Origin of the sequence: Streptomyces hyaluromycini, assembly GCF_002217755.1 — a bacterium.
In the GTDB taxonomy this organism is placed as follows: Bacteria; Actinomycetota; Actinomycetes; order Streptomycetales; family Streptomycetaceae; genus Streptomyces; species Streptomyces hyaluromycini.
Genome location: NZ_BCFL01000031.1, coordinates 178,921 through 202,908, shown reverse-complemented (window position 1 = coordinate 202,908; position 23,988 = coordinate 178,921). Strand labels below are relative to the sequence as shown.

Below are 23,988 nucleotides of genomic sequence, written 5' to 3'. Positions count from 1 at the left end.
GTGGCATTCATGAGCACCCCGCACTGCTGCTTCCTGTAACCGGAAGGCGCTGAGGGCCATGCCGGACGGCGTCGCCCTCCTTGGTGTGCCTGCGGCGTGAACCACGGTCGCGACGCTGCCCGTTCCTTCCTGAGGCAGTGACGCTCGGGCGCGCGTGCAGGCACGGTCTCTTCCTTTCGCCCTTGCCAGGAGTGCCTCGTGCCCGTGTCGCTTCCCCCTGCCCTCGAACTGTCCCTCGACCTGCTGTGCTGCCCGACGTGCCGCACGCGCCGTCTGCACCCCGTCCGCGGCGCACTGCGCTGTCCGGTGGGCCACACCTTCGACATCGCCCGCCACGGCTACGCCGGCCTGCTGACGGGCACCCGCGCCACCAGCGGCGACGACACAGCCATGGTCCAGGCCCGGAGCCGGTTCCTGTCCACCGGTACCTACGCGCCCATCCGTGAAGTCGGGGCCCGCCTGGCGACCGATACCGCGCCTGAGCAGGCCACGGTTGTGGACGTGGGATGCGGCACGGGCTACTATCTGGCCGGCGTACTCGACCGGCTACCCGGCGCTCGTGGTCTGGGCCTGGACACATCGGTGCGCGCGCTGCGCTCGGCGGCCGTGCCCACGACCGAGGCGCCGCGGTGGCCTGGGACGTCTTCCGTCCCTTCCCGCTGGCCGACGGGGTGGCCGATGTCGTGCTGAACGTGTTCGCCCCGCGCAACCCGGCCGAGTTCTACCGCGTGCTGCGCCCGACCGGCCGGTTGATCGTGGTCCGTCCCACGGGTCGGCACCTGGCCGAGCTGCGCGACCGGTTGCCTGCGATGGTCACGATCGATCCGGGCAAGGAACAGCGCCTGCACCGGGCGTTGGCCCCCTTCTTTGAGGCCGCCGTCACTGACGAGGTGGAATACTGCGCGACTCTGTCCAGGCAGGATGCTCTGGACCTGGTGGCGATGACGCCGAGCGCCCGCCATGTGAGCCGTGCAGACCTGACCGATGACGGCTGCCTGCCCGATCAGGTCATCATCTCCGTGCTGACCACCGCCCACCAGCCTCGGTGACCACGAGCGGGCGCATCCTCCTGCTGACCGACGCGCAGTGGGCCCGCCTGGCGCCCTGCCTTCCCCACAACACGGGAAGGCGGGGCGTCCGCCCGCCGATCACCGGCGCATCTGAGCGCACGTGCCTTCGTCGTGCCGGGAACTCGGGCGGCACCGGCAGGTGATGAAGGCGCCCTTGCCGTCGAGCTGTCCAGTGCGTGCTGCTGCTCTCGTCCGGCCGGCGTCGGCTCAGGCCCCGTTGAAGTGCTCGTCGACGAAACCCGGCTTGGCGTCGTCGATCGCCCGCCGGTACCGCTCGGCGATGTGCTCGGGGTCGAACGGGGTGCCCGGCTCGACCGCCCCGTTGACCGTGAGGGTGAGGACCCGAATGCCGTCGTCGGCCAGCTGGGTGCCCAGCAGGTTGGCGACGCCGCGCAGCGCCAGCTTGCCCAGGGACAACGTGGCGAGGCTCGGGTGCGGCTGGTCGGCCAGACCGCCACCGGTGAACAGCAACGTGCCGCCGCCGGCGGCTCGCATGGCCGGCACCGCGACCTGGGCGGCCACCACCCCGCCGACGACGTTGACGGTATAGGCGCCCAGCAGGTCCTCGGGCGCGGCCGACAGAAGGTCGTCGGGCGTCAGCCGGGCAGCGTTGTACAGCACGACGCCGGGCGGGTTCGGAGCCGCGTAGAGCGAGCTCAACGCCTCGCGCAGCTGCCCGGGGTCGGCCGCGTCGACGCGCACGACGGCCACCTCGGCCCCGGTCGGGTGCAGGTCGGCGGCGAGCTCCTCAAGCTTGTCCCGGTGCCGGGCGGCAAGGGTCACCCGGAAGCCGTCGCGGGCGAAGCGACGGGCGGTGGCGGCGCCGATGCCGGGACCGGCACCGATCACGAGCAGGTGGCGTGCATCGGCGGGCTGCGGCGAGGGGGACGTAACAGCGGACACGGTAGGAGGGCTCCTTCAGGGCAGGGTGCACAAGACCGATGGCCGTATCGTTTCGGGTACCAAGAGTGGTATCAAGTCACTGCTGATGCTAGTTTCCGGACTGACTGGGGGCTGGTCGGCCCCCGGAGGATCCTCATGGTTGTGTACACCGTGCCGCGGCCCGAGGAGCCGGTCGACCCGTCGCCCGGCTACGGTGATGCCATCGGTCCCGAGAGCCGCGGCGACTCCGACGACGCGTCCGTCCGGCGCCGGGAACTCGCCGTCTTCCTGCGCAGCCGGCGCGAGCGCATGTCGCCGAGCGAGCTCGGTGTCGTGGCGGTCACTCGGCGACGCACCCCCGGTCTGCGCAGGGAGGAGGTCGCGCAGCACGCCGGGATGAGCGTCACCTGGTACACGGCCCTGGAGCAGGCCCGCGACGTACGCCCCTCGCCGCAGGTACTCAACGCGCTCGCCCGCACACTGCGCCTGGACCACGACGAGCGCCACCACCTCTACCGGCTCGCCGGTGCCGCGGACGACGCCGTGGTCACGGAGTGCAACGCCGTGAGCGCCGAGTTGCACGCCGTGCTGAACAAGCTCGACCCCTACCCCGCCTGCGTCCAGAACGGCAAGTTCGACCTGCTCGCCTACAACAGCGCGATGCGCCTGCTGATCACCGACCTCGACGAGGTGCCGATCGCACAGCGCAACTGCGTCTGGCTCACCTTCACCGAGCCGCGCTGGCGCGAGCGCGTCGTCGACTGGGAGCAGGCCGCGGCTCGCCAGGTCGCGAACCTGCGCGTCGCCATGGCCGAGCACGTCGACGACGGCCGATGGAAGGCACTGGTTTCGCGGCTGCGCGCGGAGTCGTCGGAGTTCGCCGAACTGTGGGACCGGCACTCCGTCCGCGGTGTCGACGCCGGTGTGCTGCGCCAGATCGACAACCCGGCGATCGGTCGGCTGACCTTCACTGTCTCCAACACCTGGGTCGCGCCCGGCTCGACGACCCGGCTGCAGGTGCTGCTCCCCGCGGACCCCGACACCGTCGAGCGGCTGACCAGGCTGGTCGCCGACGCCGGCTGAGCCGGCCCCGCGCTCAGCCGGCCCGGTCGTCGAGTCAGTCCCCCGCGGCGCAGCAGACCGGCCAGAGCGGCATCGACCACCGTCTCGCCGTTCGCCCCTGGTCAGCGACCCGTGTCCGACGATCAACCGCGGCGGCGGATCAAACCGTTGTGGGCCACGCCACTCCTGCGGTCCGCGGGCGGTCACGCGTCGACCGCAACCCCGGTCTCCCCCGGTCGCGCATGCAGGTGGGGCAGGGTGAGCGAGCCGGCCGCGATCGCGAGCATGATCGTGGCCTGGACCGCGAGCGACACCACGAAGGCGGTTCCGACGCCGGTCTTCTCGAGCCCGACGAACAACGTGCCCAGCGTCGCCACCCCGAGCGCCAGGCCGGACTGTTGCACCGTGGTGACCACACCGCCCCCCACCCCCACCAGGTGCTCGGGGACGTCGAGCAGGATCAGCCGGAAGAGGCAGGCGAAGACGAGCGCCTGGCCGGCCCCCGCGAGCACGAGTCCCGGTGCGAACGCCCAGTAGTCGGTGTGCGGCCACGTGGTCACGGTGACCAGGACGAGCACCAGGAGGCCGAGGGCGACGGCCACCGCGGCGACGGCGACGACGCGGCGGGCGTCGAACCGGGCGATGGCGTGCGGCGCGGCGAGGGACCCTGCGAAGTAGGCGACCGCCGGCGGGAGGACCGCCAGCCCTCCGCCGAGCACCCCGCTGTGCAGGCCCGTCTGGACGGTGAGGGCGAACACGAACATGAAGGCGCCGTAGGTGAGCATGAAGGGGAGGTGCATCGCGAAGCCGCGCCTCATCGACCGCAGCCGCAGCAGCGAGGGGGGCAGCAGCGGCACCCGCCCGGCCGCCTCGGCGCGGCGTTCGACGACGACCGTCGCCGCCGCGAGCACCGGCACCAGCACCAGCGCGCCCCAGCTCCACGGGGGCCAACCGATCGTCGGTCCCTCCGCGAGCGGCACCAGCAGGGCCACCAGGGTCCCGGCGAACAGGAGCGTCCCCGCCAGGTCGAGCCCGAGCGGGTGCGGTGAGCGGGTCGCCGGGACGAGCCGCCCGGCCGCGATCAGGGCCACCGCACCGATCGGTACGTTGACCAGGAAGATCGGCCGCCATCCGGTGCCCGCGACGTCGGCGGTCACCAGCAGGCCACCGACGAGCTGGCCGACCACGATCGCCGCGCCCGCGGCCGAGCTGTACAGCCCCAGGGCCCGGTGCCGCCGTTCCCCGCTCAGCGTCGCGTGGAGCGTCGCGATCACCTGGGGGACGACCAGGCCCGCCGCGGCACCCTGCAGGATCCGCGCCGCGACCAGAACGCCGATCCCGGGAGCCGCCCCGCAGACCAGTGAGGTGAGCACGAAGCCGGACAGCCCCGTCAGCAGCATCCGCCGACGGCCGATCATGTCGCCCAGCCGCCCGCCGAGGACCAGTGTCGCGGCATAGGCCGTCCCGTAGCCGGCGACGACGAGTTCGAGCGCACCGGCACTCGCCCCCAGCGACGACTGGATCGTGGGAAGCGCGACGTTGACAATGAAGAAGTCGACCTGAGGCAGGAAGACCGCGGTGATCAGCACGGCGAGGCCGGCTCTGGTCAGGCCGGCGGCCGGCCGGGCGGAATCGCCTGCGGTTCGGACGACGGCTGCAGGACGGGGGAACGAGGTCATGGCCCCCATGCTCGGCACCCTCCGCACGGGCAGCCAGCAACGCTTCATCCTAGGAGTCGCAGTGACCGGCACGGAGCGGAAGCAGCGGATCGACGGGGCCGACAGTCCCGGGCCAAATGGCGCCTTGCCGCCTCCCCGCCTGGGCGAGCGGCGCCGTGAACACACGCTCCCAGGTGCCGTCGATGCCCCAGTACCGCGGCCTGCTCTGGCCTCGCCGTTTCGGTCGGAGTGATGAGGCATCGCTGAGAGGCAACTGCCAACTGACCGAGGTACTTTCGCTGTTCGGGCATGGTGGAGTCCCGGCGCGGTGGTCGGGTTCTCCAGGGTCCTTCGGGTCGTGGCGGGCAGGGGTTTACCGGTCAGCCGGCGGGGCGGCGACGTCCAGCAGGCCGCGCGGGCAGGGGGCCGCGGCGCCGAGGGCGCGGATGCGGGTGCCCAGGCGGTAGGAGCCGTCGGCCGCCCGCTCCAGCCCGCCCCACGCGACCAACTCCCGGACCATCCGCAGCGGGGTCCCGGCGAGGGCTGGCGGGCCTCCACGATGCCGCGGTCCCAGTCCTGCTCGATGAGCGGGTACTCGGCGGTGCAGGTGGTCCGGCGAGCCTTGAGGTGGTCCTCATGCCGGCATCTGCCGTACGTGCGGGAGCGCTTGTGGCCGCGGGCGTGGTAGCCGATGACCTTCCGGAACGGCCGGTCGGAAAACTCGGCAAGCCCCCGCCGGTCCAGCGGCCGGCCCTTGTACTTCGGCGAGCACGAGTTCCCGCCGGCGGCCTGGACGACCGTGCCGTAGCTCTTTCGCGGCCGAACGACGGGCCGCACGAGCCGTCAGAGCCGCCTATGCAGCAGAGATCGCTCGGCGAACCTGACCCACGCCGCATTCAGGACCTGCACTCGTTCCCCGACAAGTTCAGCCGTCGCCGGCCTCGACGCCTCCTCGCAGTCCCCACTCGTCAAGGCCGGAGTAGATCAACGCGATGCGACCTCGTGGGAAGTCGAGTGACGTGGCCTCCCCCGTATAGAGCGCCACCAGCGAGTCGGGCCCCCTCCACCAGGTGTCCGCGAGGCCCATCACCTCGCTCACCGGCTCGTATCCGTCCAACTCGATGCCCTCTACGTCATCGCCGACGAGTCTGGTCACCTGCTTTGCCCACATGGATGCGTGGTGGGCCAGTGCCAGCGATTCCACCCAGCCCTCTACGGTCGCGTGGAGAGGCGCCCACCTGTCTGCGTGAATGCCAAACTCACCAGACGGACTGATCATGAACGAGTAGGGGACTGCGGTCCGCTGCATCCCCGCTTCGAACCACCACCCTGCAGAGTCTGATTCGGGTGAGTCCGGGTCGAGGTACTTCGGGCCGCCGTCGTACTGCGATGCAGGGGGCAGGAGCAGACCGCCCCATCGCCTCTGGTAGGCCGTCATCCGGTCGATCACCGCTGCGGGGATGTCCCGCTCAAGCCACCACTGCCGGTGGCCCTCGACGGACCGAACGTCGACCTTGACGCCGTGCACGCCTACAAACGATCGAGCTCGTCGGGTCAGGCCACAGGGTACGTCGTTGATGAGGTGAACATTCACCGGAGGGACGCTACCCAGCAGCCGTCGGAAGAGCACGCCCCCGCCCGGGGCCAGTCCGCACACTCCGCTGTACCCGCGGCCCGGACTATGGCCGCCTTTCCGCACAAGTGAATGAGCCCCTTCCAACCTGGCTATGAGATCAAGCGGTTGCGGTGAGGGGCAATGAAACTTCAGGTAGTTGGCCGGGGGGGTCTGCCCCCAGCCGTACCGCCGCGCGAAGTCAAAAACCAAGCCGCGCAGGAAGGTCTGATCGCACGAGGCGGACGCGCGCCGCTGGTATGCGGCCGGGCAGGTAGACGAATCCGTTGCCGTTGTCGAGGAGCGACCCCTCATCGATGGCGTCCACGGACCAGAGATCAACCGGCCCACCGGTGTTGTTGATCTGAAGGAAGAACTCAGCTTCCTCCTCGCCCCGACAGACGAAGATCCCCTCCACCTCAGGGCTGCGGCTGCCGGCGATTCCCCGTGCGGCGCCCATCCGGGTCCAATCCAGGCCATGCTGAGCGATCGACCGCCGATTGAGCACGGACGAAACGTGGAGGAGGTTCGATGTATCAAACACGCCAGGAGTATAGAAGGCGGTAAGGCTCCCTCCTCAGGTCGAGGCCGTCAGCTCCAGGGTGAGGACGGCCTTGACGAGGCCGGTGACGCGGACGGCGGGGCCGGAGCCCTGGTACGCCTTGTCGGCCCAGCACCGGATGCCGCCGACGCTGAGGGCGTCGAGCAGGCCGTGGGAGCGGGTGGGGAAGAGCCGGTCCGCCGCGACGCGGTCGATGGACAGCAGGGTTCCGTCCAGGATCACGAACGCCTTGCGTGCGGCAACCGCCATGGTCTGCTGGAGGGTGAGGGCGAGGACGGCCAGGACGTCCACGGCCTCGGTGACGTAGCGGTGGGCGGTGGCCAGGCCGACGCCGAACCCGGCCGTGAGTGGGGCGAAGGTATGACCGCAGCGCGGGTGGGCCAGGGCCATCAACGCCTGTCGGCCGCAAGTGAGTCGACGCCAGCGGGTACCGATCCGTCGCCGCCGAGCGGTCAGCTCCCGCCGCAGCAGCCGCAGTGCGGAAGTGGACAGGTCCAGCTTCGGGTGTCAGAACGGGTCCGTTGCGATATTTCGGGCCGACCGTCTTCGTTTTGAGAGCTCGTGACACGATCTTGGCGAAGTGCCCTGGTCGGCGTGACCGATGTGACGATTCGGCCGTGCGGGAGGGTGCGGGTGCTCCGCCGTGGACCGCGGATGACGACCTGCGGCTGCTGGTCGAGTCACTGCCGCCCCGTGGCCGAGGAAGTCGCCGGAGCTGTTGTCACGTACCGGGCTGGTCGAGCAGCCAACTCGCCGCTCGACCAGCCCGACGCGGCATGCAGGGTTGGCTCAGCAGCCCGTGGCGTTGTAATTCCAGAACGCGGCCCTGGTCTGCGGTCCGGCGATCCCGTCGGGGGTCCCGGCGTTTTCGCCGACGGCGTTCAAAAACTTCTGTAGCGCCGTGATCGTGTTGGTCCCGACGATCCCGTCGACGGTACCGGCGTTGTAGCCCCAGGCGTTGAGCATCCGCTGTGCCGCCATCCAGCTGTTGGTGCCCAGCTGCCCGTCCTCGGTCCCGGCGTTGAAGCCCCAAGCGTTCAGGCAGCTCTGCCAGTTCTTGGCCCGGGTTGTGTCCAGGCCGAGGTTGTTCACCGCGCGGGGGGAGACCTGCCGGCTGCCGACCGCAGGCTTGGTGGCCTGCTGAGGAGCCGCCACGCTCGCACTCGCACCCGCGAGACCTCCAGCGGCAATGCCGACGATGGCGCTCGTGGCAACGACTGCCCTGGCCAGAGAAGATCGCATTGCTTTCCTCTTTCCGATCGACTGCGAAGGCTTTGACGCGACCGCTCGCACAGGCCGTCTGCGCCGCCCCAAGCGTGCCAGGAGCGTTCGCCCAAATCTCGCGAAAATGCGATCCAATTTCTCGTATGACAGATTTCAGGCCATATTCGGAGCATGCCCCGCGGGGGATTCCGACAGAGAGCCTATGAATTCCGGCCGCCACTCGCGCAGCAGCCATCCCGAGAAAACGACGTCACGACAATTCTCCTGGTCGGAGCTCGTAACGCGATCTTCATCGTGCTATTTGAGGCATCTCCAACAGATAGACCGTGCGGCGGCAGTTCGGAGGTCAGGACATGGTGCGCTCGATGACCTAGGTGCGCTTTCCCCGCAGCTATTTCTCGCAGCTATTTCTCGCAGGCGGGGAACGTCGTACGCCTAAGAGGGTGTCTCCCGTGGCAAGTTTCGCGAGCTTCTTGTAGCAGGTCAGGGCGGCGGCCAGGCCGAGGAAGGCGAGGAGGTGCGAGCCCTTTCGTTCGTATCGGACGGTGAGGCGGCGGTAGCCGAAGAGCCAGGCGATCGACCGTTCGATCTTCCAGCGGTGCCGACCGGGGCGTTCGCCGGACTCGATGCCTGGCCGCGCGATGCGCGCGACGAGCCCGCGCTCGCGCAGCCAGGCCAGGTGTTCGGCAGAGAAGTACGCCTTGTCCGCGCGGAGTTTGACGGGTCGGCGCCGTCGTGGTCCCCGGCGGGACCGGACGGCGGGCATGCCGCGGATGAGCGGCTTGAGGGCGAGGCTGTCGCGCATGTTCGCGCCGGACACGGCGACGGCGAGCGGGATGCCCTGGGCATCGGACAGCACGTGCAGCTTGCTGCCCTTCTTGCCACGTTCGACCGGGTTCGGCCCGGTCGGCGATCCCCCCTTTTGGCGCAAACGGAGGCCGCGTCGACGATCGCCGAGGTCCAGTCCACCTCGCCCCGGGCCCCGAGTTCGTCCAGCACCGCCCGGTGCAGCCGACGCCACAGGCCGGCCTCGGTCCATACCGTGAAGCGGCGATGCGCGGTGGCGGGCGACATGCCGAACGTCGGCGGCAGATGCCGCCAGGCACAGCCGCTGGTCAGCGCGTACACCACTGCCGTGGACACGGCCCGCTCGTCACGCGGAGCGGTCCCACCACCTTGCGGACGAGCAGCGAACGACGGCCGCAACGGGGCGGCCGGCTCCCAGAGTTCATCAGGAACCAGACGCTTCGATAGACCAGCACCCACGACCGGCATCATGCCGCACGAACATCAAGTCACGTGACACAACCTCTAAGCCTTGATCGGTGCGGCCGACCTGGCAGCCTGCTCGATCTTCGCGCAGTAGGCTGCACGGGCTTCCTCGTCGATCGGCTGCTCGTGTTCGGCGCGCACCCCGGTCCGGCCGTCGAGGCCCTCGCGCAGGATATCGGCGTGCCCGGCATGCCGGATGGACTCGCCGAGGACATGGACCATGACGGCGAACAGGTTCGTGTGGGGATAAGGCTCCGGCCACCACGGCACGTGGCCGGGGGCGTCGAGGGGAAGCTCGTTGATCGTCGCGTCCGAGTGTTCCCACGTGCGCCGGTAGAACCCGATGATCTGATCGCGGGTCTCGTCCTCGGTCGCCCACAGATCGCTGCCGTTGTAGTCCTGCCACCGGGGCAGCGGTTCCGGGGAAGGGCGGTCGAAGACCTCGCCGAAGTACCTGGCCTCGACGGTGGCCACGTGTTTGACCAGACCGAGGAGGTTGGTCCCGGTCGCTGTCAAAGGCCGGCGGGCGTCGTATTCGGACAAGCCGTCGAGTTTCCAGAGCAGCGCCTTGCGGTCCCGCCGCAGTCTCCCGTGCAGGTTTTCTTTCGCGAATTCATCGATCATGCGGCATGAGCCTGCCATGGGCTGCTCGCGGTCTCAAGATCCCGTACGTGGTCCGCAACGACTGGCAGAGCCGAGGCCTGGCCATGGCCGCCGTCCTGACCTGCTACAAGAAGCTCGCGAAACTGGCCACGTGAGACACCCTCTAAAGCCCACTCGGTCCACGGCCTTCAGAACTCGGCAGCCCAACCAGCGATCTGCCAGCCGAGGTATCCATAGCTCACCTCCAGGGCTCTCTGCGCGCGGCCGGGAGAGGGTCTGCACTCCCATCACCAGTTCGCCGCGCGCCAGCTCGCCCCACTGTTCGGGCTGCCGAAGTCGGACGCTGACGGCATCTTCGGCCGCCTCGGGCCGAGTCGACGGCGACGCCCTGGCCCCCACGTGGGATCACACGGTTGCCGAGCAGTCGAAAAACTACCGGTATTCGACCAATGACCAGGGTCGTCATCGACGCCGGCCCCCGACTCGTGGTCGCCGTCGGCTGCCCGCTGCCGGCTACCCGCAACGACTGCAAGGCGTGGGAACTATCCGGTGCGAAGGCAGCCGTCGGCCGGGCCACGGTCGTAGCGGACGGCGGTTACCGAGGCACCGGCCTGCTCGTCCCGCACCGCCGCGAACGCGGCCAGACCGAAGACCCTTCGCGACTGCCGTCTGAAGGGGGACCGTATTCACACCGCGCTGCTAGGCATCGCCCGACTTCACAACCTTGCCCCCCCCACAGGACGACTTCCGCCCCCACACGAGACCTCAGTCGAGACAGAACTCGTTGCCCTCGATGTCCTGCATCAGGATGCACGACTCGTTGTCGTCGTCGGCAAGCAGCGTTCGCACGTGTACGGCACCGAGCGCAACCAGTCGTGCGCATTCGGCCTCCAGCACGGCGAGGCGCTCTTCACCCACGAGTCCGGTGCCGGCCCGCACGTCGAGATGCACCCGATTCTTGACGATCTTCCCTTCGGGAACACGCTGGAAGAGCAGGCGCGGGCCCACACCCGAGGGATCACTGCATGCGAAGTAGATGACCTGCTCCTCAGGCGGCAGCGAGCGATGGTAATCCGCCCAAGTGGCAAACCCCTCCGGGATCGGCGGCACGACGTACCCCAACACCTCGCACCAAAAACCGGCTAGGCGCGCAGGTTCTGCACAGTCGAAGGTGACTTGGAACTGCTTGATCGATGACACCGGCGCACCATAGCAAGGGAGCTCTGGTGCCCACCTTTCGGCGTGGATCCTCATGTTGTCGGGAGAACCTGGCAGCTGCCGAGTCTTGCGGCTGCAGAAGGAAGCCGATACCGGTGCCGGTGCCGTCAAGGGGTTGCCCGCCGCTCATGCGGCGGCGGGTGAGGGCGAGCAGAGCCTGCTTGTGTCCTTTCCCCAGGGCAGGACTTGAGACCGGCCAGCGCAGACAAGTACATGGTCCGGAGCAGCCCACGGTGACAGCGGCGGGGTCTGCGCAGGTTGTCGCCCCTTGTCTCGTCGTGCTGTATCTGACGGGACAGCAGACGATCTCGCCGGCGTTGTCCTGCAGCGGCGATCGAGTCGCGTCTCCCCATTGGCGGTCGAGTCGTCATGGGGCTCTGGGTGGCCACATCCCGTAAGCCATCCAGCGGCTCAGCCCTGGCAGCCGTACCCGGAGCCCCCGAGCCCTCCGATCGTACGAATGATCAGATCAGACCCACGCCGTGGGCGCTCAAGGCAGCTCACGATCCTGCCTGAAGTCCGCGATGGCGAGAACAGCCGCGGACTGCTCCTCAGGAAGGAGGCCGGTGCCCAGTCGCTCGCACGGGAGTGCCACCGTCGAGTCACCGTGTTGAGAGCGCAGCAAGGATTCGCTCCGCGTCGGGTAGGCCGCCGCCTGGCCCGAAGTCGCAGGGTCAGCTCAGGTCCGGGCAAATAGGCCGTACGACGTGCCCGGCCGAGCAGACCCATTCCGCCACCCCAGCCGCCGTGCTGGAGGGATGGACGCCCAGTCCGTGGGCCGGACAGGTGGGCCATACCGTCCAGCCCGGGTAGGCCAGGTAGGTCTGGACGCCGTCGGCGGCCTCGGCGAGGACGCCCTGCGCGTCGACCGACTGGATGTGGGTGCCCTCCACCGCGACCTTGCCCAGGCGGAACTGGGGGTCGGGGTCCATGACGTCGATGACGATGTCGGGTGCCGGATGCCCGGCGGCGCGGATGTCGCGGATCAGCAGGGCGACCGAGGACTCCGCCAGGAAGGTGCGGCGCGCCGTCACGTGGGGGGCGAGGTGGTCGGTGGTCATCTCTCCGTTGCCCCGGAAGAGGGAGTACAGCCACTCGCCGCCACTCAGACCACTATCTCGACGATGTAGTCGTACGCACCGCACACGGTCCGGGTGCGGTGCACGAGCTTGGTTCCGCGGAGGTCCAGCCGGTTCACCGGATCGGCGGCGGCGCAGTCGCAGGCGTTCGCGCCGCTGTCGTGCACGGGATCGGTGGACAGAAAGCGGCCGGTGGCCGGGGCGTAGAGGCGTCCGTGTTCGTCAGTTGCCCGCGGCTCGCGCCCTGGGCGAGGGCAGCAGCTGCCGTCACGACGAACACCCCTAAGCTCAACCCATGACCGCGTTCGACGACCTCACTCGCCTCGTCCCTCCGCCGCCGCAACCACGGTGGGCGAACGGAGACTGGAACGAGGTGGAGGCAGCACTCGGCCTGGAACTGCCCTCGGATTTCAAGGAGTTGGTCGGAGCCTACGGGGCCTACCACTTCGCCGAGTTCTTGACGCCGCTTACGCCCTTCGGCGGGCGAGACCTGCTGGTCGGCCCGGCGAAGCGGCTGCTGGACCAGGAACGCAACTTCCGGGACAGCAACCCCGAAGACTGCCCGTACCCCTTCTACCCGGAGCCGGGCGGACTCCTGTCGTGGGCAGGCACCGACAACGGCGACCGCGTGTGTTGGCTCACTGACGGGAAGCCGGACGACTGGACGGTCGTCTGCTGGAATCCGCGGGGCTGGCGCTACGACGCGCATCCTGTGGGTGCGGTCGAGTTCCTGGTTGGCTGGCTGTCGGGAAACATCAGCACCAACGTCTTTCCTGATGCCGCCTAGCTGATCGAGGCCGCGTCGGCAGCCGCGCGGATGCTCACGACGGTGTCGCGCTGGCCGGCGAGGGCCGCTGAGTCGGACGGGCCGGCCGGTCAATCTCCTTGCGACGACCGTTGGGCGGCACGGGCGGTGCACCCCACGCGTGCACTTACCGGCCGCAATCAGCCCGGCTTGGCAGGCGGCCTCTGCCGAAGGTCAGGAACAGGATGCCGCTACTCGGCCGGGGTGCGCAGGCCGGCCAGCATCACCTCGTGCGCGCTCTCACGCTGCCGGGGGGTTGAGGCCGAGTCGGCCATGCGCATGAACGCCGCCACGTCTTCGGCGGTGACGTCCCCGCGCAGTTGGCCGCTTCGCCAGGCCCGGTCGGCGACCGGGGTGATCAAGGAGGCGGTGAGAGTCGCCCCCCGCTCGGCCGCCTGCGGGCTCGTCTTGCACAGAGCGTCGAACAATCGCAGCCCCGCGTCATCGAGTACGCACCCGCTGGTGAACACCGCGCAGAAGGCCTCCCAGTCGTCGGCGATGGCAGCGGCCTCCTCCGCGACCCGGGAAGCGCCGCTCGCCAAGTCCGCCAGCAGTTGGAGGACAAGGTCGTCCTTGGTCGCGAAGTGCCGGTAGAAGGTGGTCGCTCCCACTCCCGCGGTCCGGGCGATGGCCTCGATGCTCAGGTCGGGTCCCTGCTCGGCGATGGCCAGGCGGGCCGCATCGAGCAGCCGCCGCCGGTTGCGAACTTGATCTTTGCGCGGCGCACGCGACGTGGCGGTCAATCCAGGCTCCTGATCGGGACACCCACCGAGGCGGCAGTGGTCGCCCCGCCTCGGTAGCACGATGGATTCGGTAGCGATACTACCGCTTCTTTCGGAGGGTGCGGCCTTCCACCCCCGCCCGCCAGAGCGCAGGCGCACGGCGCCAGGTGCCCGCATCACCCTCGCCAAGGCACACCCGCCGTCCAGTCGCCCCCTCGATTCGCGGTATTCGCGGCGGGCGTGACCCCCTCCGGGGGCCTCACCGCGCACCGATCCGGTTGTTCCACTACCGTTTTTTGCGTACGGTGAAGCGGTAGCCGTACTACCACTTCTCAGGAAGGTGCCTTCATGCGCGCGCTTGTCCCGACCGGCAACCCGGAGACCCTCACCGAGCTGGGGGAAGTCGACCTCCCCACCCCGCAGCGCCACGAAGCGCTGATCCGGGTGACCGACGTCGCACTCAACCGAGCGGACTTCTTGTACCTGAGCGACCCGTCGACCACGTTCCGCCCCGGCATCGACGCGGCCGGGGTGGTCGCGAAGGCCGCAGCCGACGGCAGCGGACCGTCAGAGGGCAGCCGGGTGGCCCTCCACCTGCCTGCGGGAGGAGGCGCCGCAGAGTACGTCTCCGCCTCGGCGGACCGTCTCGCGGTCATCCCCGACAACGTGGACTCCGCGTCCGCGGCCGCGCTCCCCTTGGGCGGGCTGGTGGCCCAGCGGCTCCTCGCCCTCGCCGGCCCTCTGAAGGGGCGCAGGATTCTCGCCACGGGAGTGGGAGGCGGAGTCGGCCAGGTCCTCATCCAGCTCGCTGTCGCGGCGGGAGCCGAGATCACCGCCGTTGCCGCGCAGGGCCAGCCGACCGACCACATGGCGGCACTGGGCGCCAAGATCGCTCTCGACATTGATGCCGTCGAGGACACTGCCTTCGACATCGTCCTGGAGTCCGTGGGTGGCGACCTGGGGTCGAAGACAGCCCACAAGCTGCGCCCCGGCGGCCAGTTCCTCTGGTTCGGCCAGGCCAGCGGCAGCCCCATCACCCTGGACTTCTTCCGGCAGGTCCAGGGGGGCGCCTCTCTGACCTTGCGCCACTTCGTCTACGGCGACGGTGACGCGAGTCGTGACGCCCAGGACATGAACGCGCTACTGGACCTGGCATCGCAGGGGAGGCTCCAGGTCGAGATCGGTCGCCGCAATGACTGGGCCGACGCGGACTCGCTGCTGAAGGAGATGGCAGCAGGCCACCTGCGGGGCAAGGCCGTACTCAGCGTCGGCTGAACCCTCCCGAGCCGGCCGAGATGAAGGTGACGGCGAGGGCGGACGGCGAAGGGCTGCCGGTCCACAGCAAACGACGCGACGACCGGCACGCCCTTTCCTGCCGGGGCCGAACGCTCCGACGCGTGCCGAGAGACGGATCGTCAAGGTCCGGATCCTGCGCCGCCGGGGCCCCGGCCGCATCGGCTGCCTACTCGGGACCAACGCCGCCACGGTGCACCGCGGCCCTGGGCCGTCAGGCCGGCGGCAGGAGCGGGAGCTGTAGGCATTGTCGGCCATGGCCTGGTCGGGCCGGCAGCGTGGTCGGCCCGGTCCCGGTCCGGGGAACTCGGATGCGTTCCAGGAGCGGGCGTGCGCAGATGCTGTCGTGGCGTTGTCCTGGCGTTGTCCTGGCGTCGCCAGGATCGTGGATCTTGTAGACCATCCCGTTGATGACCTGCCGGTCCGCCACGCGCGGCCGCCGCGTCGCAGGTCGTGGTATCAGCGGAGTCAGTAACTCCCCGTCCTGGTCGGTGAGTTCATGGCGGCCTATCGCCTCATCATGATTCACCACGCGATGATCTTTGAAGAAGGACCCTGGTGCTGCAAGGTGTCGGGGCGGGTGAGGCGCCGGCGGGTGACGGCGCGGGCCGGCCGTGGGGCTCGGCCGGTGGCAAGACGGGCGTTCGTCTTCAAGGGCGGAGGACCAGTTTCCCCTTCGTACGGCGGCCGAGCAGGTCCTCGTGCGCGTCGCGGGCCCGCGCCAGGTCGTACTCCGCGCCGACCAGGGGTCGCGGGCGGCGCCGCGCCGTGAGGTCGAGCAGCTGCGCCGGCTCCGCGCCGCCGGCACCGTTCCTGACGATGAGTGGGACGACCCAGAAGCCGGCGACGGTGATGCTGTCCACCGCCAGTCGGCTCGGCGTGATCGCGGAGGCTGTCTGCCGGGACGAGGCGCCGTAGGTCACCAGTCGGCCGAGGTGTCCGAGGGTGTCCAGGGCGGCGTCGAGGACGGGGCCCCCGATGGCGTCCAGGACGATGTCGACCGGGTGTCCGTGGTCGGCGTCGAGGACCCGCTCTCGACAGCCTTCCGCGCCGCCGTCGACCGCCGCGTCCGCGCCGCGTTCGAGAGCGAGGGCGCGTTTCTCGTCGGACGACGCCGTGGCGATGATCCGTCCGGCCCCGAACTCCCGGGCCAGTTGGACGACGAGACTGCCGGTCCCGCCCCCGGCGGCATGGACCACCACGCTCTCACCGGGCCTGATACGCGCGACCGACCGCAGCAGCTGCCACGCCGTCGGCCCCTGTACGAGAACCGCCAGCGCCTCGCCCGCACCCACCCCCGGCCGCAACGCGACCAGGTGGCGGTCGGCGACGGCCGTCTTGGCGGCGTGACCGCCCTGCGGAACGTAGCCGAGGACTCGTCGGCCGGCTCCGGTCCTGCCGACGACCTCCATGCCGGGAAGTACGGGGCAGCGGGCCTCGGGGGGCGTACGGACCGTCGCTGTGTCCGCCCGCGATCTGCTTGATGTCGCCGAAATTGACACCCGCGGCCTCCCCCTGGACCAGGGTCTCGCCCGGCCCCGCCGGCGGATCCGGCACATCGGCCTCCTCCAGGACCTCCGGGCCACCGAACCTCCCGAACCGCATGGCACGCACGCGAAGTACCGTCACCGGGCCGGAAAGCCGGTGCCCCAGGGTTCCTCTTCCAGGAGGAGCCCGTTGGCCAGGTAGCTGATGGTGCGGTACCAGCCGGCCAGAACGAGGAGTTCGAGCAGTTGGCCGTCCTCGTAGTGCACGCGCAGGGCATCCCAGGCGGTCTGCGAGAGCTGCGCCGTGTCGTGCAGTTCGTCGACCGCGCCGAGCAGTGCCGCGTGGTGGGGCGGCCATGAGACGTTCGCCGCGGGATCGGTGTCGGTCGTCGCCTGAAGCTGTTCGGGGCCGAGCCCGGCCTGCCGGGCGAGGCTTGCGGCGTGTACGCCCCACTCGTAGGAACAGCCGGTGCGCGCGGTGACGCGGGCGATGACGAGCTCCCGGTCGACGGCGGGGAGGCTGCCGTGTCCCAGGAGCCCGGCGCCCAGGGCGAACATGCGTGAGGCCAGTTCCGGGTTGCGGTGCAGGACGCGGAACAGCGTGAGCGGCTCGTGCGGCACGTCGGGGGGCATCCACCGGCGGAGCGCCTGGTCGACTTGGGCCGTGTACGGCGGGCTGAGCGGTTCGATGCGCGGCATACGACATCCCTTGCTTCGATTTTCGAATCACTATCATGCTTCGAGAAGCGAAGCGCAAGGAGTGGGTAATGGGAGCCAGAGCGCCACGGCCGGGCGTGCCGGTACGGGGGTCCGAGTCGGGCCGTCCCGTCATGGCCGCACTCGATCTGCTCGGACGGCGTTGGACGATGCGCATCCTGTGGGAACTGAGTCAGGCACCGACAGGCTTCCGCGAGCTGCAGCGCCGATGCGAGCGCATGTCCTCCAGCGTGCTCAGCACCCGCCTCGACGAACTGACCGGCGCCCGCCTGCTCACCCTGCACAGCGACGGCTACCACCTCACGCCACTCGGTCAGGACCTTGTCGAGGCGCTGAGTCCGTTGGACGCCTGGAGCCGACGATGGGCAAGGGAAACGGACAACGCTGCGGCCGAGGACTGAAATGGTCGGGTGTCGCGCCGGCGGTTGGGGTCTGCGGCCTCGCGACCCGGCATGACACGACCGCCGCCGCATCCTGCGAAGCGGCGATCTCCCTGGCCCCGTGCCTGCTTTGGGCAGGATCCGTTCGAAGACGGACCCTGGTACTCGCCTTCGTGAACCTCTCCGTACCCCCGTACGTAGCCAGTGCAGTGCCCACGGCGATCCCGTGGGCCCACCGATCGTCGACGGACAGGAACGGATGGACTCAATGATGAGATCTAGGACCGCGACGCGACTCCCGCTCGACCGTCCCACCCGCTCGCTCACCGCACGCGGGCGCGCCCTGGGCGTGGCGCTGGCCCTCGGCGCGTTGCTGGCGTCGGGCGCGGCAACGGCCCTCGCCGCTCCGGCAGTTGCCGCGACAGGTGACGTCAAGTGCCCGTCCGCGGATTGCGTGCGGATCGCGCCGGCGGCCGGCTCCCCGGTCGCCATCGCCCCCGACAACGCCGGCGCGGTGTACCTGGCGTACTCGGGAGGCGACCTGCTCAAGCTCGACCTGGCCACCGGAGCGCTCGACACGGTCACCACCGGTCTGGGCAACCTCCGCGGAGTGGCCGTCGCTGACGGCAACGCGTACATCACCAGCTTCGACGGCACGCTTCAGCAGGTCACCCTCGCCACCGGCAGTCGCCGTACGCTGGCCGCCGGCCTGCCCGCGCTCTTCGGCGTGGCCCGCTTCGGCACCACCACCTATGCCACCGACACCAACGGAGAGATCATCGCCGTTCCGGACGGCGGGACACCGCGCATGGTGGCCACGGGGCTCGGCTTCTCCTATGGCCTCGCGTTCGACAAGGCGGGCCTCGCCTACACGGCGGACATGGGCCAGGGCCGCATCCTCCAGACGAACGTGGCCACCGGTACGACGCGTGTGCTGGCCGGCGAGAGCTACGAACCCACGTCGATCTCGGTCGGCGGCGACGGCCTGGTCTACTTCCAGGTCGGCGACGAGGTGAAGCGCGTGAACGCCGTCACCGGGGTGCAGTCCCACGTCACCAACATCGTCGGGATCAACACCTTCAGCTTCTCACTGGCGGCGTCCGGGGACGCGTACACCACCGGTAGCGGAGGCGACGGTTTGTGGCGGATCACGGGGCTGACGTCGCGATGAGGCGGTAGGCACCTCGCCCGGTGGTCCGGAACACCGGAACACCGGAACACCGGAACAGTGATCGCGGAAGGGCGCCCGGCGGGTTTACTCCCGGCCGGGCGCCCTTTCGCGTGACCTGAGGATTTCCGGCCCTTCACGCGGGCGAAGGTGTGCCCGACGCGGACGTACGGTGCGAGCACAGCACCCCCACCGGGCCACCGGGGACCACGCGATCAGGGGGTGGGCAGGCCGCGGGAGATGCTCAGCGCGGTGGTGCGGACGGCGGGTCCGATGCGGCGGATGTCGACCCTGCCGATCCAGCCGGATGCCGAGACCGCGGCGACGGGCGGGCCGTCTCCGGCCCGGATGACGGCGGCGACACAGGCCACGCCGAGGGCCGACTCCTCGTGTTCGTAGGCGATGCCGCCGGAGGCGATGCGCTGGAACTGACGTACCAGTGGTCCGGGGAGGGCGAGGGTGCGCGGTCCCACCCGGGGCCGGGCAGGATCCGTCGCCCGCGCCGAGGCGCAGAGGTGAGAACCGTGATCTTCTCGGTGACGCGGGCGGTCGCGGGGAGCCTAAGCGGGTCCGGCGAAGTCCGGTGCGGTTCGGCAGCGCCCCGAAGGGGCGCGGGGAACTGCGCGACCAGCCACGACGGCGCCGCAGTCGACAGACGGCACATCGCGGCACTTCCAGCGGAGCGCTTAGTCGCCGAGGTACACGACACAGTCGATCTCGATGTCGAAGTTGGTGAACCACGAGGCCACCGGTACGAACGTCCTCGACGGGAACGGGCCGTCCGCGCCGAAGTACTCGCGGTACACCTCGTTGATCGCGGCGAACCAGCCCGAGTTGGTGCTGTAGATGCGCACGTTGGCGATGTCGTCCTTCGTTGCCCCCGCCGCTGCGAGGCAGGCGTCCAGGGCGGCCAGGCAGGTCTTCACCTGGGTGGACACATCACCGGAGACCAGTTCGCCCGTTTCGGGCGAATAGGGCGGGAGTCCGGAGATGTAGACGTGGTCGCCGGCACGGGTGACGAGTTCCAGCGGGGCGAACTTGAGGGCTTCCGAGAGGACCGGGACGGCGATGGTCTGCTTCGGCATGACGCTCCTTGCTCCTTGCGTGGGCGGTGGTTCGGCAACGCAACGTAACAGATTCTGCCGAACGTATCGTACAGTAAATTGAACGCATCGACGTGAGGAGCGAAAGATGATCACCAGGGACGACGTCCTGACCGCCGGAAACCGGATCCGCGGGCGCATACGCCGCACCCCGCTGCTCCAGGTCGGCACTCCGGACCGCCCGCTGTGGCTGAAGTGCGAGTTCCTGCAGCACACCGGCTGCTTCAAGCCCCGCGGGTCCTTCAACCGGGTACTGGCCGCACGGGATCGCGGCGACCTCGACCCCGCGATCGGCGTCGTCGCCGCCTCGGGCGGCAACGCGGGCCTGTCAACCGCGTATGCGGCAGCCGCCGTAGGCGTGCCTGCCTCCGTCTTCGTGCCCGAGACCGCGCCGGAGGTCAAGGTCTCCCGGATCGAGTCCTACGGAGCGAAGGTCCACCTCGTGGGCCGCGAGTACGCCGAGGCGTACGAGGCCGCCGTCGCGTTCGCCGAGCAGTCCGGAGCCCTGTTCTGCCACGCCCACGACGGGCTGGAGATCTCCGCGGGTGCCGGGACGATCGCCGAGGAGATCCTGAGCGACGAACCCGCCATCGACACGATCCTCCTCGCCGTCGGCGGCGGCGGCATGCTGGCCGGCACCCTCGCCTCGGCCGCCGGGCGGGCTCGCGTCGTCGCCGTCGAGCCGCGGAACATCCCCACCCTCGACGCCGCGCTGCGCGCCGGCGCCCGGGTGGACGTTCCCGTCTGCGGTGTCGCCGCCGACTCCCTGGGCGCACGCGTCATCGGCGAGACCGCTTTCGAGAGCACCCAGGACGCACCGCACCTGGAGAACCTGCTGGTCGACGACCACGACATCATCGCCGCCCGCGAAGCACTGTGGAGCGAGTACCGCATCGCCGCCGAGCACGGCGCGGCAACCGCATACGCCGCCCTGACCTCGGGCGCCTACCGGCCCGAGGGCCGGAACATCGCGGTGATCGTGTGCGGTGCCAACACCCCGCTGGAAACCCTGGGCCGCTGATCCACCGCCCGGCCCGCGGCCGCGCTCCGCAGGCACAGCTCCCGAGCGGCACCGAATTCGCCACAGCACATTCGTCACACCGCATTCACCACACCTGATTCACCACACCGGATTCGCTATACTGAACGAATGGTTCAGTATTCCGGTATCCAGGTGAGCGAGTACCTTACCGACACCTACGCTGAAACGGTGAAGACGAAGATCATCGCCTCAGGCGAGCGGGACGGTACCGGTTGGGTGGCCGTCGAGCGTTCACTCTTCCATCCGCAGGGCGGCGGCCAGCCCGCCGACCGCGGCCGGCTCGACGAGCACGAGGTCCTCCCTGTACGCGATCACGACCTCGGCCTGATCACCCTGAGCTCCGCGGACGGCACGGCGCTGCCCGCCCTGGCGGACGGCGACACGGTCGTGACCCGCATCGACCTCGGCCTCCGGCTGCTGCACGCCGCCCTGCACACCGCAGGCCACCTGGTGGAGGCGGTCGTCCGGTCGCACGGCTGGACGACCGTCGGCAACAACCACTTCCCCGGCCAGGCCCGGGTCGAGTTCCAGACCGGGTCGCCCGACCCGCGGCTCGCCGACCCGGAGGGCCGGGAGGCCGTCACCGGCGAACTGCGCGAGGCCATCGCCCGCGCCATCGAGGCCGACCTGCCCGTCGGCGCCGGCCACGACGGCGACGGCCGCCGCCTGATCCGCCTCGGTGACATCCACACGGCGCCCTGCGGCGGCACCCACGTACGGAGTCTGGGCGAGCTCGCCCACGTCACCCTTCCGGCCTTGCGGGTGAAGAAGGGCCGCATCAAGGTCTCGTACTCCGCCGAGCACCGGGCGGCCTCATGACCGGGCCCGCCGCGGAACGGACGCCGGCCAGCAGCATGTCGGCCGCGATCGGCGCGCAGATCCGCCTGCGCCGTACCCAGCGCGGTATGACCAGCGCCGAACTCGCCCGACGGGCCGGCATCAGCAAGGCCACCCTCTCCAATCTGGAGGCCGGCACCGGCAACCCCACCATCGGCACCATCGACGCGCTCGCCATCGCCCTGCGCATCCCGATCACCGACCTCATGGCCCGCGACACCGATCCCGGCCCCATCTACATCCAGGCCACCGAGGCCAAGCCCGGCGAAGTGACCCGTGAACTGCTGCGCCGCATCAGCGGAGGCCACAGCCTGGAGATCTGGCGCATGCGGATCCCGCCGAACAGCGAGATCAACGGCCTGCCCCACGCCACCGGAACCGTGGAACACCTCCTGATGTCCTCCGGCCGGCTCACCGCCGGATCGACCGACAACCCCCAGTCCCTGGGCCCCGGCGACATGCTCGCGTTCGCCGGCGACGCGCCGCACGTCTACCGGACCGGGGACGAAGGTGCCGACGTCACCGTCGTCTTCGCCTCACCCCTTCTCAGCTGACGGGGATCCGGGCTCTCGGTGCGTCACGGCCGGATGCCGAAGGGCCCCAGTACGCCGGAGTCGATGCGCAGCGACTCCAGCAGGGTGGCCGCGTTGTCGAACGTGAAGACGTCGGCGGCGGCCAGCCTGCCGAGGTACTTGCCGGCGACCGGATCGGCCGCCGTCCGCGCCACCGCGTCGAGGTAGGTCCTGAATATGGCCCAGGCGTTCCCGCCCGGCCCGTACTCCTGGAAGTACGGCGTGGGGTCCACCGACTTGATGGCGGCTCGGACGCCGGCCTCCAGGTCGGCCATGTACTCCTTCTGCAGCTCGCCGTCGGCCCGGACCCCGAGGCGTCCGAGATGGCCTGCGACCAAGGTGGTCCAGGGATAGGACAGCGCCACGTCGTGCGCCTTGATCCAGGCGGGAATGTCCTGGGAGACGGCGAGGCTCTTGAACGGGACCCATCCGGGGAAGAGCACGTCGACGAGCATCAGGGTCCGGTAGGCCGGGGCGTAGACGTAGATGTTGTCCGGCGCGTGATTCGGCCCGTGGTACGCCAGCTCCAGGTGCTCTCCGCCGACGGAGAGGGTGTACCGGCTGTCGAAAGTCACCTTCGGCGCCGGCCTGTTGGGGTCGTCGGCACGCAGCAGCAGCTCGCGGTTCACCCTGTGCCCGATGCGTACGACGTCGTTCCCGAACAGGACGGACGCGCCTATGTGGTCGGCGTGCGCGTGCGAGTGGACGAGATGTGTCACCTTGTCAGGCCTCCCGTTGGCCCTGGTGACGTCCTCGATGGCACGCAGGAGGTTGGTCCCGATGGTCGGCGGGGCGTCGACGAGCACCACGCCGTGCCGGGTACTGAGGAACATGGCCTGGTAGTAGGCGTCGGTCACCCAGTACAGGTTCCCCTCGATCCGGCCGACGTAGTAGCCGTCCGCGTTGAGCGCCGGCCCCATGGACCCCACGGGCACCGGCTCGAAGCCGGGCAGCCCGGCCGTGCCGACCGCGTGCGCGGTACCGGCCGGCAGGCCGAACACGCCGGCGCCGACCGGGACTGCCGCAACGGCAGACGCACGCCTCAGGAAGGTACGCCGGTTCGCGGCGGCGGAACCGGAAGCGGTGGGCTCGGACGTCATAGGTCCTCCTCGGGAAAGGGGAGTTGAAGCACGGTCAGGCATGGCGCGGCAGGTGTGCCACGCCGCCTCAGGCTCGGAGACCGGTCAACTTGGTTGAACCATAAACGACTCTGGTTGAATCGTAAACCACTCTGCGGGTCGTCCAAGGGGGCGTCCGTCGCGGGGCGTCCGTCACCGCGGAGGGCACAAGCCGGTTCCCGTCGGTCAGCCCCTGTCCGACCAGGCGCGTGCCGCCCGCTCACGCGCCTCCCGGATCAGGTCCTTCTCTTCCTGGGTGAGCAGCCGGAGCAGCTTCTCGTTCTTGAACCAGTCGTTCATGAGGGCATGGGAGCCGCCCAGGCTCAGGGAATAGGCCCACAGGCTCCGCCCTCTCCGTTCTCCTTTCCATTCCGTGGCCCAGGTGATCAGATGGTGGATTTTCTGGTCCGGCGTGAACTTCGAGATCGACATGATCGCCATCCGTCTGCCTTTGCTCACGGGCCGCCGGCTCTCCGTCAGGACAGCCGGCGGCCCGTCTTTC

Annotated in this window: 25 protein-coding genes and 6 pseudogenes; 11 read left to right on the top strand and 20 right to left on the bottom strand. The window is 69.7% G+C overall.

Annotated elements, in window-relative coordinates; translation table 11 throughout:
- Positions 1 to 198 precede the first annotated feature (198 nt).
- Positions 199 to 1,049 (top strand): annotated as a pseudogene (locus SSP29_RS57470) (methyltransferase domain-containing protein).
- Between the two features lie 228 nt (positions 1,050 to 1,277).
- Here the strand turns inward: SSP29_RS57470 and SSP29_RS42445 are convergent.
- Positions 1,278 to 1,973, bottom strand: coding sequence for an SDR family NAD(P)-dependent oxidoreductase (locus tag SSP29_RS42445; protein WP_089106292.1), 696 nt, complete (start codon positions 1,971 to 1,973; stop codon positions 1,278 to 1,280).
- 135 nt (positions 1,974 to 2,108) lie between these two features.
- On the opposite strand from SSP29_RS42445, the gene SSP29_RS42440 reads away from it, so the two are divergent.
- Positions 2,109 to 3,035 carry a helix-turn-helix transcriptional regulator gene (locus SSP29_RS42440; protein WP_089106291.1) on the top strand — a complete coding sequence of 309 codons (927 nt, stop codon included), beginning with the start codon at positions 2,109 to 2,111 and terminating at the stop codon, positions 3,033 to 3,035.
- A gap of 182 nt (positions 3,036 to 3,217) precedes the next feature.
- Here the strand turns inward: SSP29_RS42440 and SSP29_RS42435 are convergent, their stop codons facing one another.
- The 8 genes and pseudogenes from SSP29_RS42435 to SSP29_RS42400 all read right to left on the bottom strand — a co-directional run bounded on the left by SSP29_RS42435 (position 3,218) and on the right by SSP29_RS42400 (position 9,966).
- The gene (locus SSP29_RS42435) at positions 3,218 to 4,693 is read right to left on the bottom strand and encodes an MFS transporter (protein ID WP_089106290.1); all 1,476 of its coding nucleotides are present in this window, start codon (positions 4,691 to 4,693) and stop codon (positions 3,218 to 3,220) included.
- A gap of 352 nt (positions 4,694 to 5,045) precedes the next feature.
- Entirely contained in the window at positions 5,046 to 5,192 is a 147-nt protein-coding gene (locus SSP29_RS57460) for a helix-turn-helix domain-containing protein (protein WP_245883511.1), read from the bottom strand.
- Positions 5,193 to 5,597: 405 nt separating this feature from the next.
- Positions 5,598 to 6,266: a hypothetical protein gene (locus SSP29_RS42425; protein ID WP_089106358.1), complete on the bottom strand. Its 669-nt coding sequence runs from the start codon at positions 6,264 to 6,266 to the stop codon at positions 5,598 to 5,600.
- A 220-nt stretch (positions 6,267 to 6,486) separates the two neighbouring features.
- Positions 6,487 to 6,828 (bottom strand): hypothetical protein, encoded by a 342-nt coding sequence (locus SSP29_RS42420; protein WP_089106289.1) that lies wholly within the window; start codon positions 6,826 to 6,828, stop codon positions 6,487 to 6,489.
- Between the two features lie 84 nt (positions 6,829 to 6,912).
- A pseudogene (locus SSP29_RS42415) lies at positions 6,913 to 7,344 on the bottom strand (helix-turn-helix domain-containing protein); the annotation flags it as partial.
- 291 nt (positions 7,345 to 7,635) lie between these two features.
- Positions 7,636 to 8,001, bottom strand: coding sequence for a peptidoglycan-binding domain-containing protein (locus tag SSP29_RS42410; protein ID WP_245883510.1), 366 nt, complete (start codon positions 7,999 to 8,001; stop codon positions 7,636 to 7,638).
- Between the two features lie 520 nt (positions 8,002 to 8,521).
- Positions 8,522 to 9,336: pseudogene (locus tag SSP29_RS42405) on the bottom strand (IS5 family transposase); the annotation flags it as partial.
- Positions 9,337 to 9,381: 45 nt separating this feature from the next.
- Positions 9,382 to 9,966: a DinB family protein gene (locus tag SSP29_RS42400; protein WP_089106286.1), complete on the bottom strand. Its 585-nt coding sequence runs from the start codon at positions 9,964 to 9,966 to the stop codon at positions 9,382 to 9,384.
- A 5-nt stretch (positions 9,967 to 9,971) separates the two neighbouring features.
- Here SSP29_RS42400 and SSP29_RS61035 point away from each other — a divergent pair, with 5 nt between their 5' ends.
- Both SSP29_RS61035 and SSP29_RS57455 read left to right on the top strand, forming a co-directional pair.
- Entirely contained in the window at positions 9,972 to 10,100 is a 129-nt protein-coding gene (locus SSP29_RS61035) for a hypothetical protein (protein WP_275539787.1), read from the top strand.
- Between the two features lie 148 nt (positions 10,101 to 10,248).
- Positions 10,249 to 10,674, top strand: a pseudogene (locus SSP29_RS57455) (IS5/IS1182 family transposase); the annotation flags it as partial.
- Positions 10,675 to 10,710: 36 nt separating this feature from the next.
- Here SSP29_RS57455 and SSP29_RS42390 read toward each other — a convergent pair.
- The 4 genes and pseudogenes from SSP29_RS42390 to SSP29_RS52020 form a co-directional block, all read right to left on the bottom strand.
- The gene (locus tag SSP29_RS42390; protein WP_089106285.1) at positions 10,711 to 11,145 is read right to left on the bottom strand and encodes a VOC family protein; all 435 of its coding nucleotides are present in this window, start codon (positions 11,143 to 11,145) and stop codon (positions 10,711 to 10,713) included.
- Between the two features lie 142 nt (positions 11,146 to 11,287).
- A pseudogene (locus tag SSP29_RS61635) lies at positions 11,288 to 11,423 on the bottom strand (IS110 family transposase); the annotation flags it as partial.
- A gap of 414 nt (positions 11,424 to 11,837) precedes the next feature.
- A complete protein-coding gene (locus SSP29_RS42380; protein ID WP_089106284.1) occupies positions 11,838 to 12,224 on the bottom strand; it encodes a hypothetical protein in 387 nt (128 codons plus the stop codon).
- Between the two features lie 44 nt (positions 12,225 to 12,268).
- A pseudogene (locus SSP29_RS52020) lies at positions 12,269 to 12,448 on the bottom strand (hypothetical protein); the annotation flags it as partial.
- A gap of 89 nt (positions 12,449 to 12,537) precedes the next feature.
- Between SSP29_RS52020 and SSP29_RS42375 the strand changes: the two are divergent.
- Positions 12,538 to 13,029, top strand: a complete 492-nt coding sequence (locus SSP29_RS42375; protein ID WP_089106283.1) for an SMI1/KNR4 family protein — start codon at positions 12,538 to 12,540, stop codon at positions 13,027 to 13,029.
- A gap of 209 nt (positions 13,030 to 13,238) precedes the next feature.
- Here SSP29_RS42375 and SSP29_RS42370 read toward each other — a convergent pair whose 3' ends face one another.
- On the bottom strand, positions 13,239 to 13,790 hold the full coding sequence (locus tag SSP29_RS42370; protein ID WP_218036968.1) for a TetR/AcrR family transcriptional regulator: 552 nt from the start codon (positions 13,788 to 13,790) through the stop codon (positions 13,239 to 13,241).
- A 327-nt stretch (positions 13,791 to 14,117) separates the two neighbouring features.
- On the opposite strand from SSP29_RS42370, the gene SSP29_RS42365 reads away from it, so the two are divergent.
- Entirely contained in the window at positions 14,118 to 15,044 is a 927-nt protein-coding gene (locus tag SSP29_RS42365) for a zinc-binding dehydrogenase (protein ID WP_089106281.1), read from the top strand.
- Between the two features lie 668 nt (positions 15,045 to 15,712).
- On the opposite strand, the gene SSP29_RS42360 is transcribed toward SSP29_RS42365, so the two are convergent.
- Entirely contained in the window at positions 15,713 to 16,474 is a 762-nt protein-coding gene (locus SSP29_RS42360; protein WP_245883508.1) for a zinc-binding dehydrogenase, read from the bottom strand.
- Positions 16,475 to 16,687: 213 nt separating this feature from the next.
- Positions 16,688 to 17,248 carry a carboxymuconolactone decarboxylase family protein gene (locus SSP29_RS42355; protein ID WP_089106280.1) on the bottom strand — a complete coding sequence of 187 codons (561 nt, stop codon included), beginning with the start codon at positions 17,246 to 17,248 and terminating at the stop codon, positions 16,688 to 16,690.
- A 68-nt stretch (positions 17,249 to 17,316) separates the two neighbouring features.
- On the opposite strand from SSP29_RS42355, the gene SSP29_RS42350 reads away from it, so the two are divergent.
- A complete protein-coding gene (locus SSP29_RS42350; RefSeq protein WP_089106279.1) occupies positions 17,317 to 17,667 on the top strand; it encodes a winged helix-turn-helix transcriptional regulator in 351 nt (116 codons plus the stop codon).
- 250 nt (positions 17,668 to 17,917) lie between these two features.
- On the top strand, positions 17,918 to 18,817 hold the full coding sequence (locus tag SSP29_RS42345; protein WP_150135991.1) for an NHL repeat-containing protein: 900 nt from the start codon (positions 17,918 to 17,920) through the stop codon (positions 18,815 to 18,817).
- 212 nt (positions 18,818 to 19,029) lie between these two features.
- Here SSP29_RS42345 and SSP29_RS42340 read toward each other — a convergent pair whose 3' ends face one another.
- Both SSP29_RS42340 and SSP29_RS42335 read right to left on the bottom strand, forming a co-directional pair.
- Positions 19,030 to 19,287 (bottom strand): IclR family transcriptional regulator domain-containing protein, encoded by a 258-nt coding sequence (locus SSP29_RS42340; RefSeq protein WP_089106277.1) that lies wholly within the window; start codon positions 19,285 to 19,287, stop codon positions 19,030 to 19,032.
- Between the two features lie 213 nt (positions 19,288 to 19,500).
- Positions 19,501 to 19,899: a RidA family protein gene (locus SSP29_RS42335; RefSeq protein WP_089106276.1), complete on the bottom strand. Its 399-nt coding sequence runs from the start codon at positions 19,897 to 19,899 to the stop codon at positions 19,501 to 19,503.
- Positions 19,900 to 20,005: 106 nt separating this feature from the next.
- Here SSP29_RS42335 and SSP29_RS42330 point away from each other — a divergent pair, with 106 nt between their 5' ends.
- From SSP29_RS42330 to SSP29_RS42320, 3 genes are all read left to right on the top strand, one after another.
- Positions 20,006 to 20,938, top strand: coding sequence for a threonine/serine dehydratase (locus SSP29_RS42330; protein ID WP_089106275.1), 933 nt, complete (start codon positions 20,006 to 20,008; stop codon positions 20,936 to 20,938).
- Positions 20,939 to 21,067: 129 nt separating this feature from the next.
- Positions 21,068 to 21,778, top strand: coding sequence for an alanyl-tRNA editing protein (locus SSP29_RS42325; protein WP_089106274.1), 711 nt, complete (start codon positions 21,068 to 21,070; stop codon positions 21,776 to 21,778).
- Entirely contained in the window at positions 21,775 to 22,350 is a 576-nt protein-coding gene (locus SSP29_RS42320; protein ID WP_089106273.1) for a helix-turn-helix domain-containing protein, read from the top strand. The genes SSP29_RS42325 and SSP29_RS42320 overlap by 4 nt, the downstream gene beginning before the upstream one ends.
- Positions 22,351 to 22,373: 23 nt before the next feature.
- Here SSP29_RS42320 and SSP29_RS42315 read toward each other — a convergent pair whose 3' ends face one another.
- Both SSP29_RS42315 and SSP29_RS42310 read right to left on the bottom strand, forming a co-directional pair.
- Complete coding sequence (locus SSP29_RS42315; RefSeq protein WP_089106272.1) at positions 22,374 to 23,468, bottom strand: MBL fold metallo-hydrolase; 1,095 nt, start codon at positions 23,466 to 23,468, stop codon at positions 22,374 to 22,376.
- A gap of 204 nt (positions 23,469 to 23,672) precedes the next feature.
- Positions 23,673 to 23,945, bottom strand: coding sequence for a hypothetical protein (locus tag SSP29_RS42310; protein WP_145969019.1), 273 nt, complete (start codon positions 23,943 to 23,945; stop codon positions 23,673 to 23,675).
- Positions 23,946 to 23,988: the final 43 nt, after the last annotated feature.

Bases quoted from the DNA above. Each gene is read 5' to 3' on its own strand.
- SSP29_RS42345 (WP_150135991.1), top strand. From the start codon at position 17,918: ATGAGATCTAGGACCGCGACGCGACTCCCGCTCGACCGTCCCACCCGC.
- SSP29_RS42365 (WP_089106281.1), top strand. From the start codon at position 14,118: ATGCGCGCGCTTGTCCCGACCGGCAACCCGGAGACCCTCACCGAGCTG.
- SSP29_RS42380 (WP_089106284.1), bottom strand. From the start codon at position 12,224: ATGACCACCGACCACCTCGCCCCCCACGTGACGGCGCGCCGCACCTTC.
- SSP29_RS42355 (WP_089106280.1), bottom strand. From the start codon at position 17,248: ATGCCGCGCATCGAACCGCTCAGCCCGCCGTACACGGCCCAAGTCGAC.
- SSP29_RS42320 (WP_089106273.1), top strand. From the start codon at position 21,775: ATGACCGGGCCCGCCGCGGAACGGACGCCGGCCAGCAGCATGTCGGCC.
- SSP29_RS42330 (WP_089106275.1), top strand. From the start codon at position 20,006: ATGATCACCAGGGACGACGTCCTGACCGCCGGAAACCGGATCCGCGGG.
- SSP29_RS57460 (WP_245883511.1), bottom strand. From the start codon at position 5,192: ATGGTCCGGGAGTTGGTCGCGTGGGGCGGGCTGGAGCGGGCGGCCGAC.
- SSP29_RS42375 (WP_089106283.1), top strand. From the start codon at position 12,538: ATGACCGCGTTCGACGACCTCACTCGCCTCGTCCCTCCGCCGCCGCAA.
- SSP29_RS42335 (WP_089106276.1), bottom strand. From the start codon at position 19,899: ATGCCGAAGCAGACCATCGCCGTCCCGGTCCTCTCGGAAGCCCTCAAG.
- SSP29_RS42350 (WP_089106279.1), top strand. From the start codon at position 17,317: ATGGGAGCCAGAGCGCCACGGCCGGGCGTGCCGGTACGGGGGTCCGAG.
- SSP29_RS42315 (WP_089106272.1), bottom strand. From the start codon at position 23,468: ATGACGTCCGAGCCCACCGCTTCCGGTTCCGCCGCCGCGAACCGGCGT.
- SSP29_RS42440 (WP_089106291.1), top strand. From the start codon at position 2,109: ATGGTTGTGTACACCGTGCCGCGGCCCGAGGAGCCGGTCGACCCGTCG.
- SSP29_RS42400 (WP_089106286.1), bottom strand. From the start codon at position 9,966: ATGATCGATGAATTCGCGAAAGAAAACCTGCACGGGAGACTGCGGCGG.
- SSP29_RS42360 (WP_245883508.1), bottom strand. From the start codon at position 16,474: ATGGAGGTCGTCGGCAGGACCGGAGCCGGCCGACGAGTCCTCGGCTAC.
- SSP29_RS42325 (WP_089106274.1), top strand. From the start codon at position 21,068: ATGGTTCAGTATTCCGGTATCCAGGTGAGCGAGTACCTTACCGACACC.
- SSP29_RS61035 (WP_275539787.1), top strand. From the start codon at position 9,972: ATGAGCCTGCCATGGGCTGCTCGCGGTCTCAAGATCCCGTACGTGGTC.
- SSP29_RS42435 (WP_089106290.1), bottom strand. From the start codon at position 4,693: ATGACCTCGTTCCCCCGTCCTGCAGCCGTCGTCCGAACCGCAGGCGAT.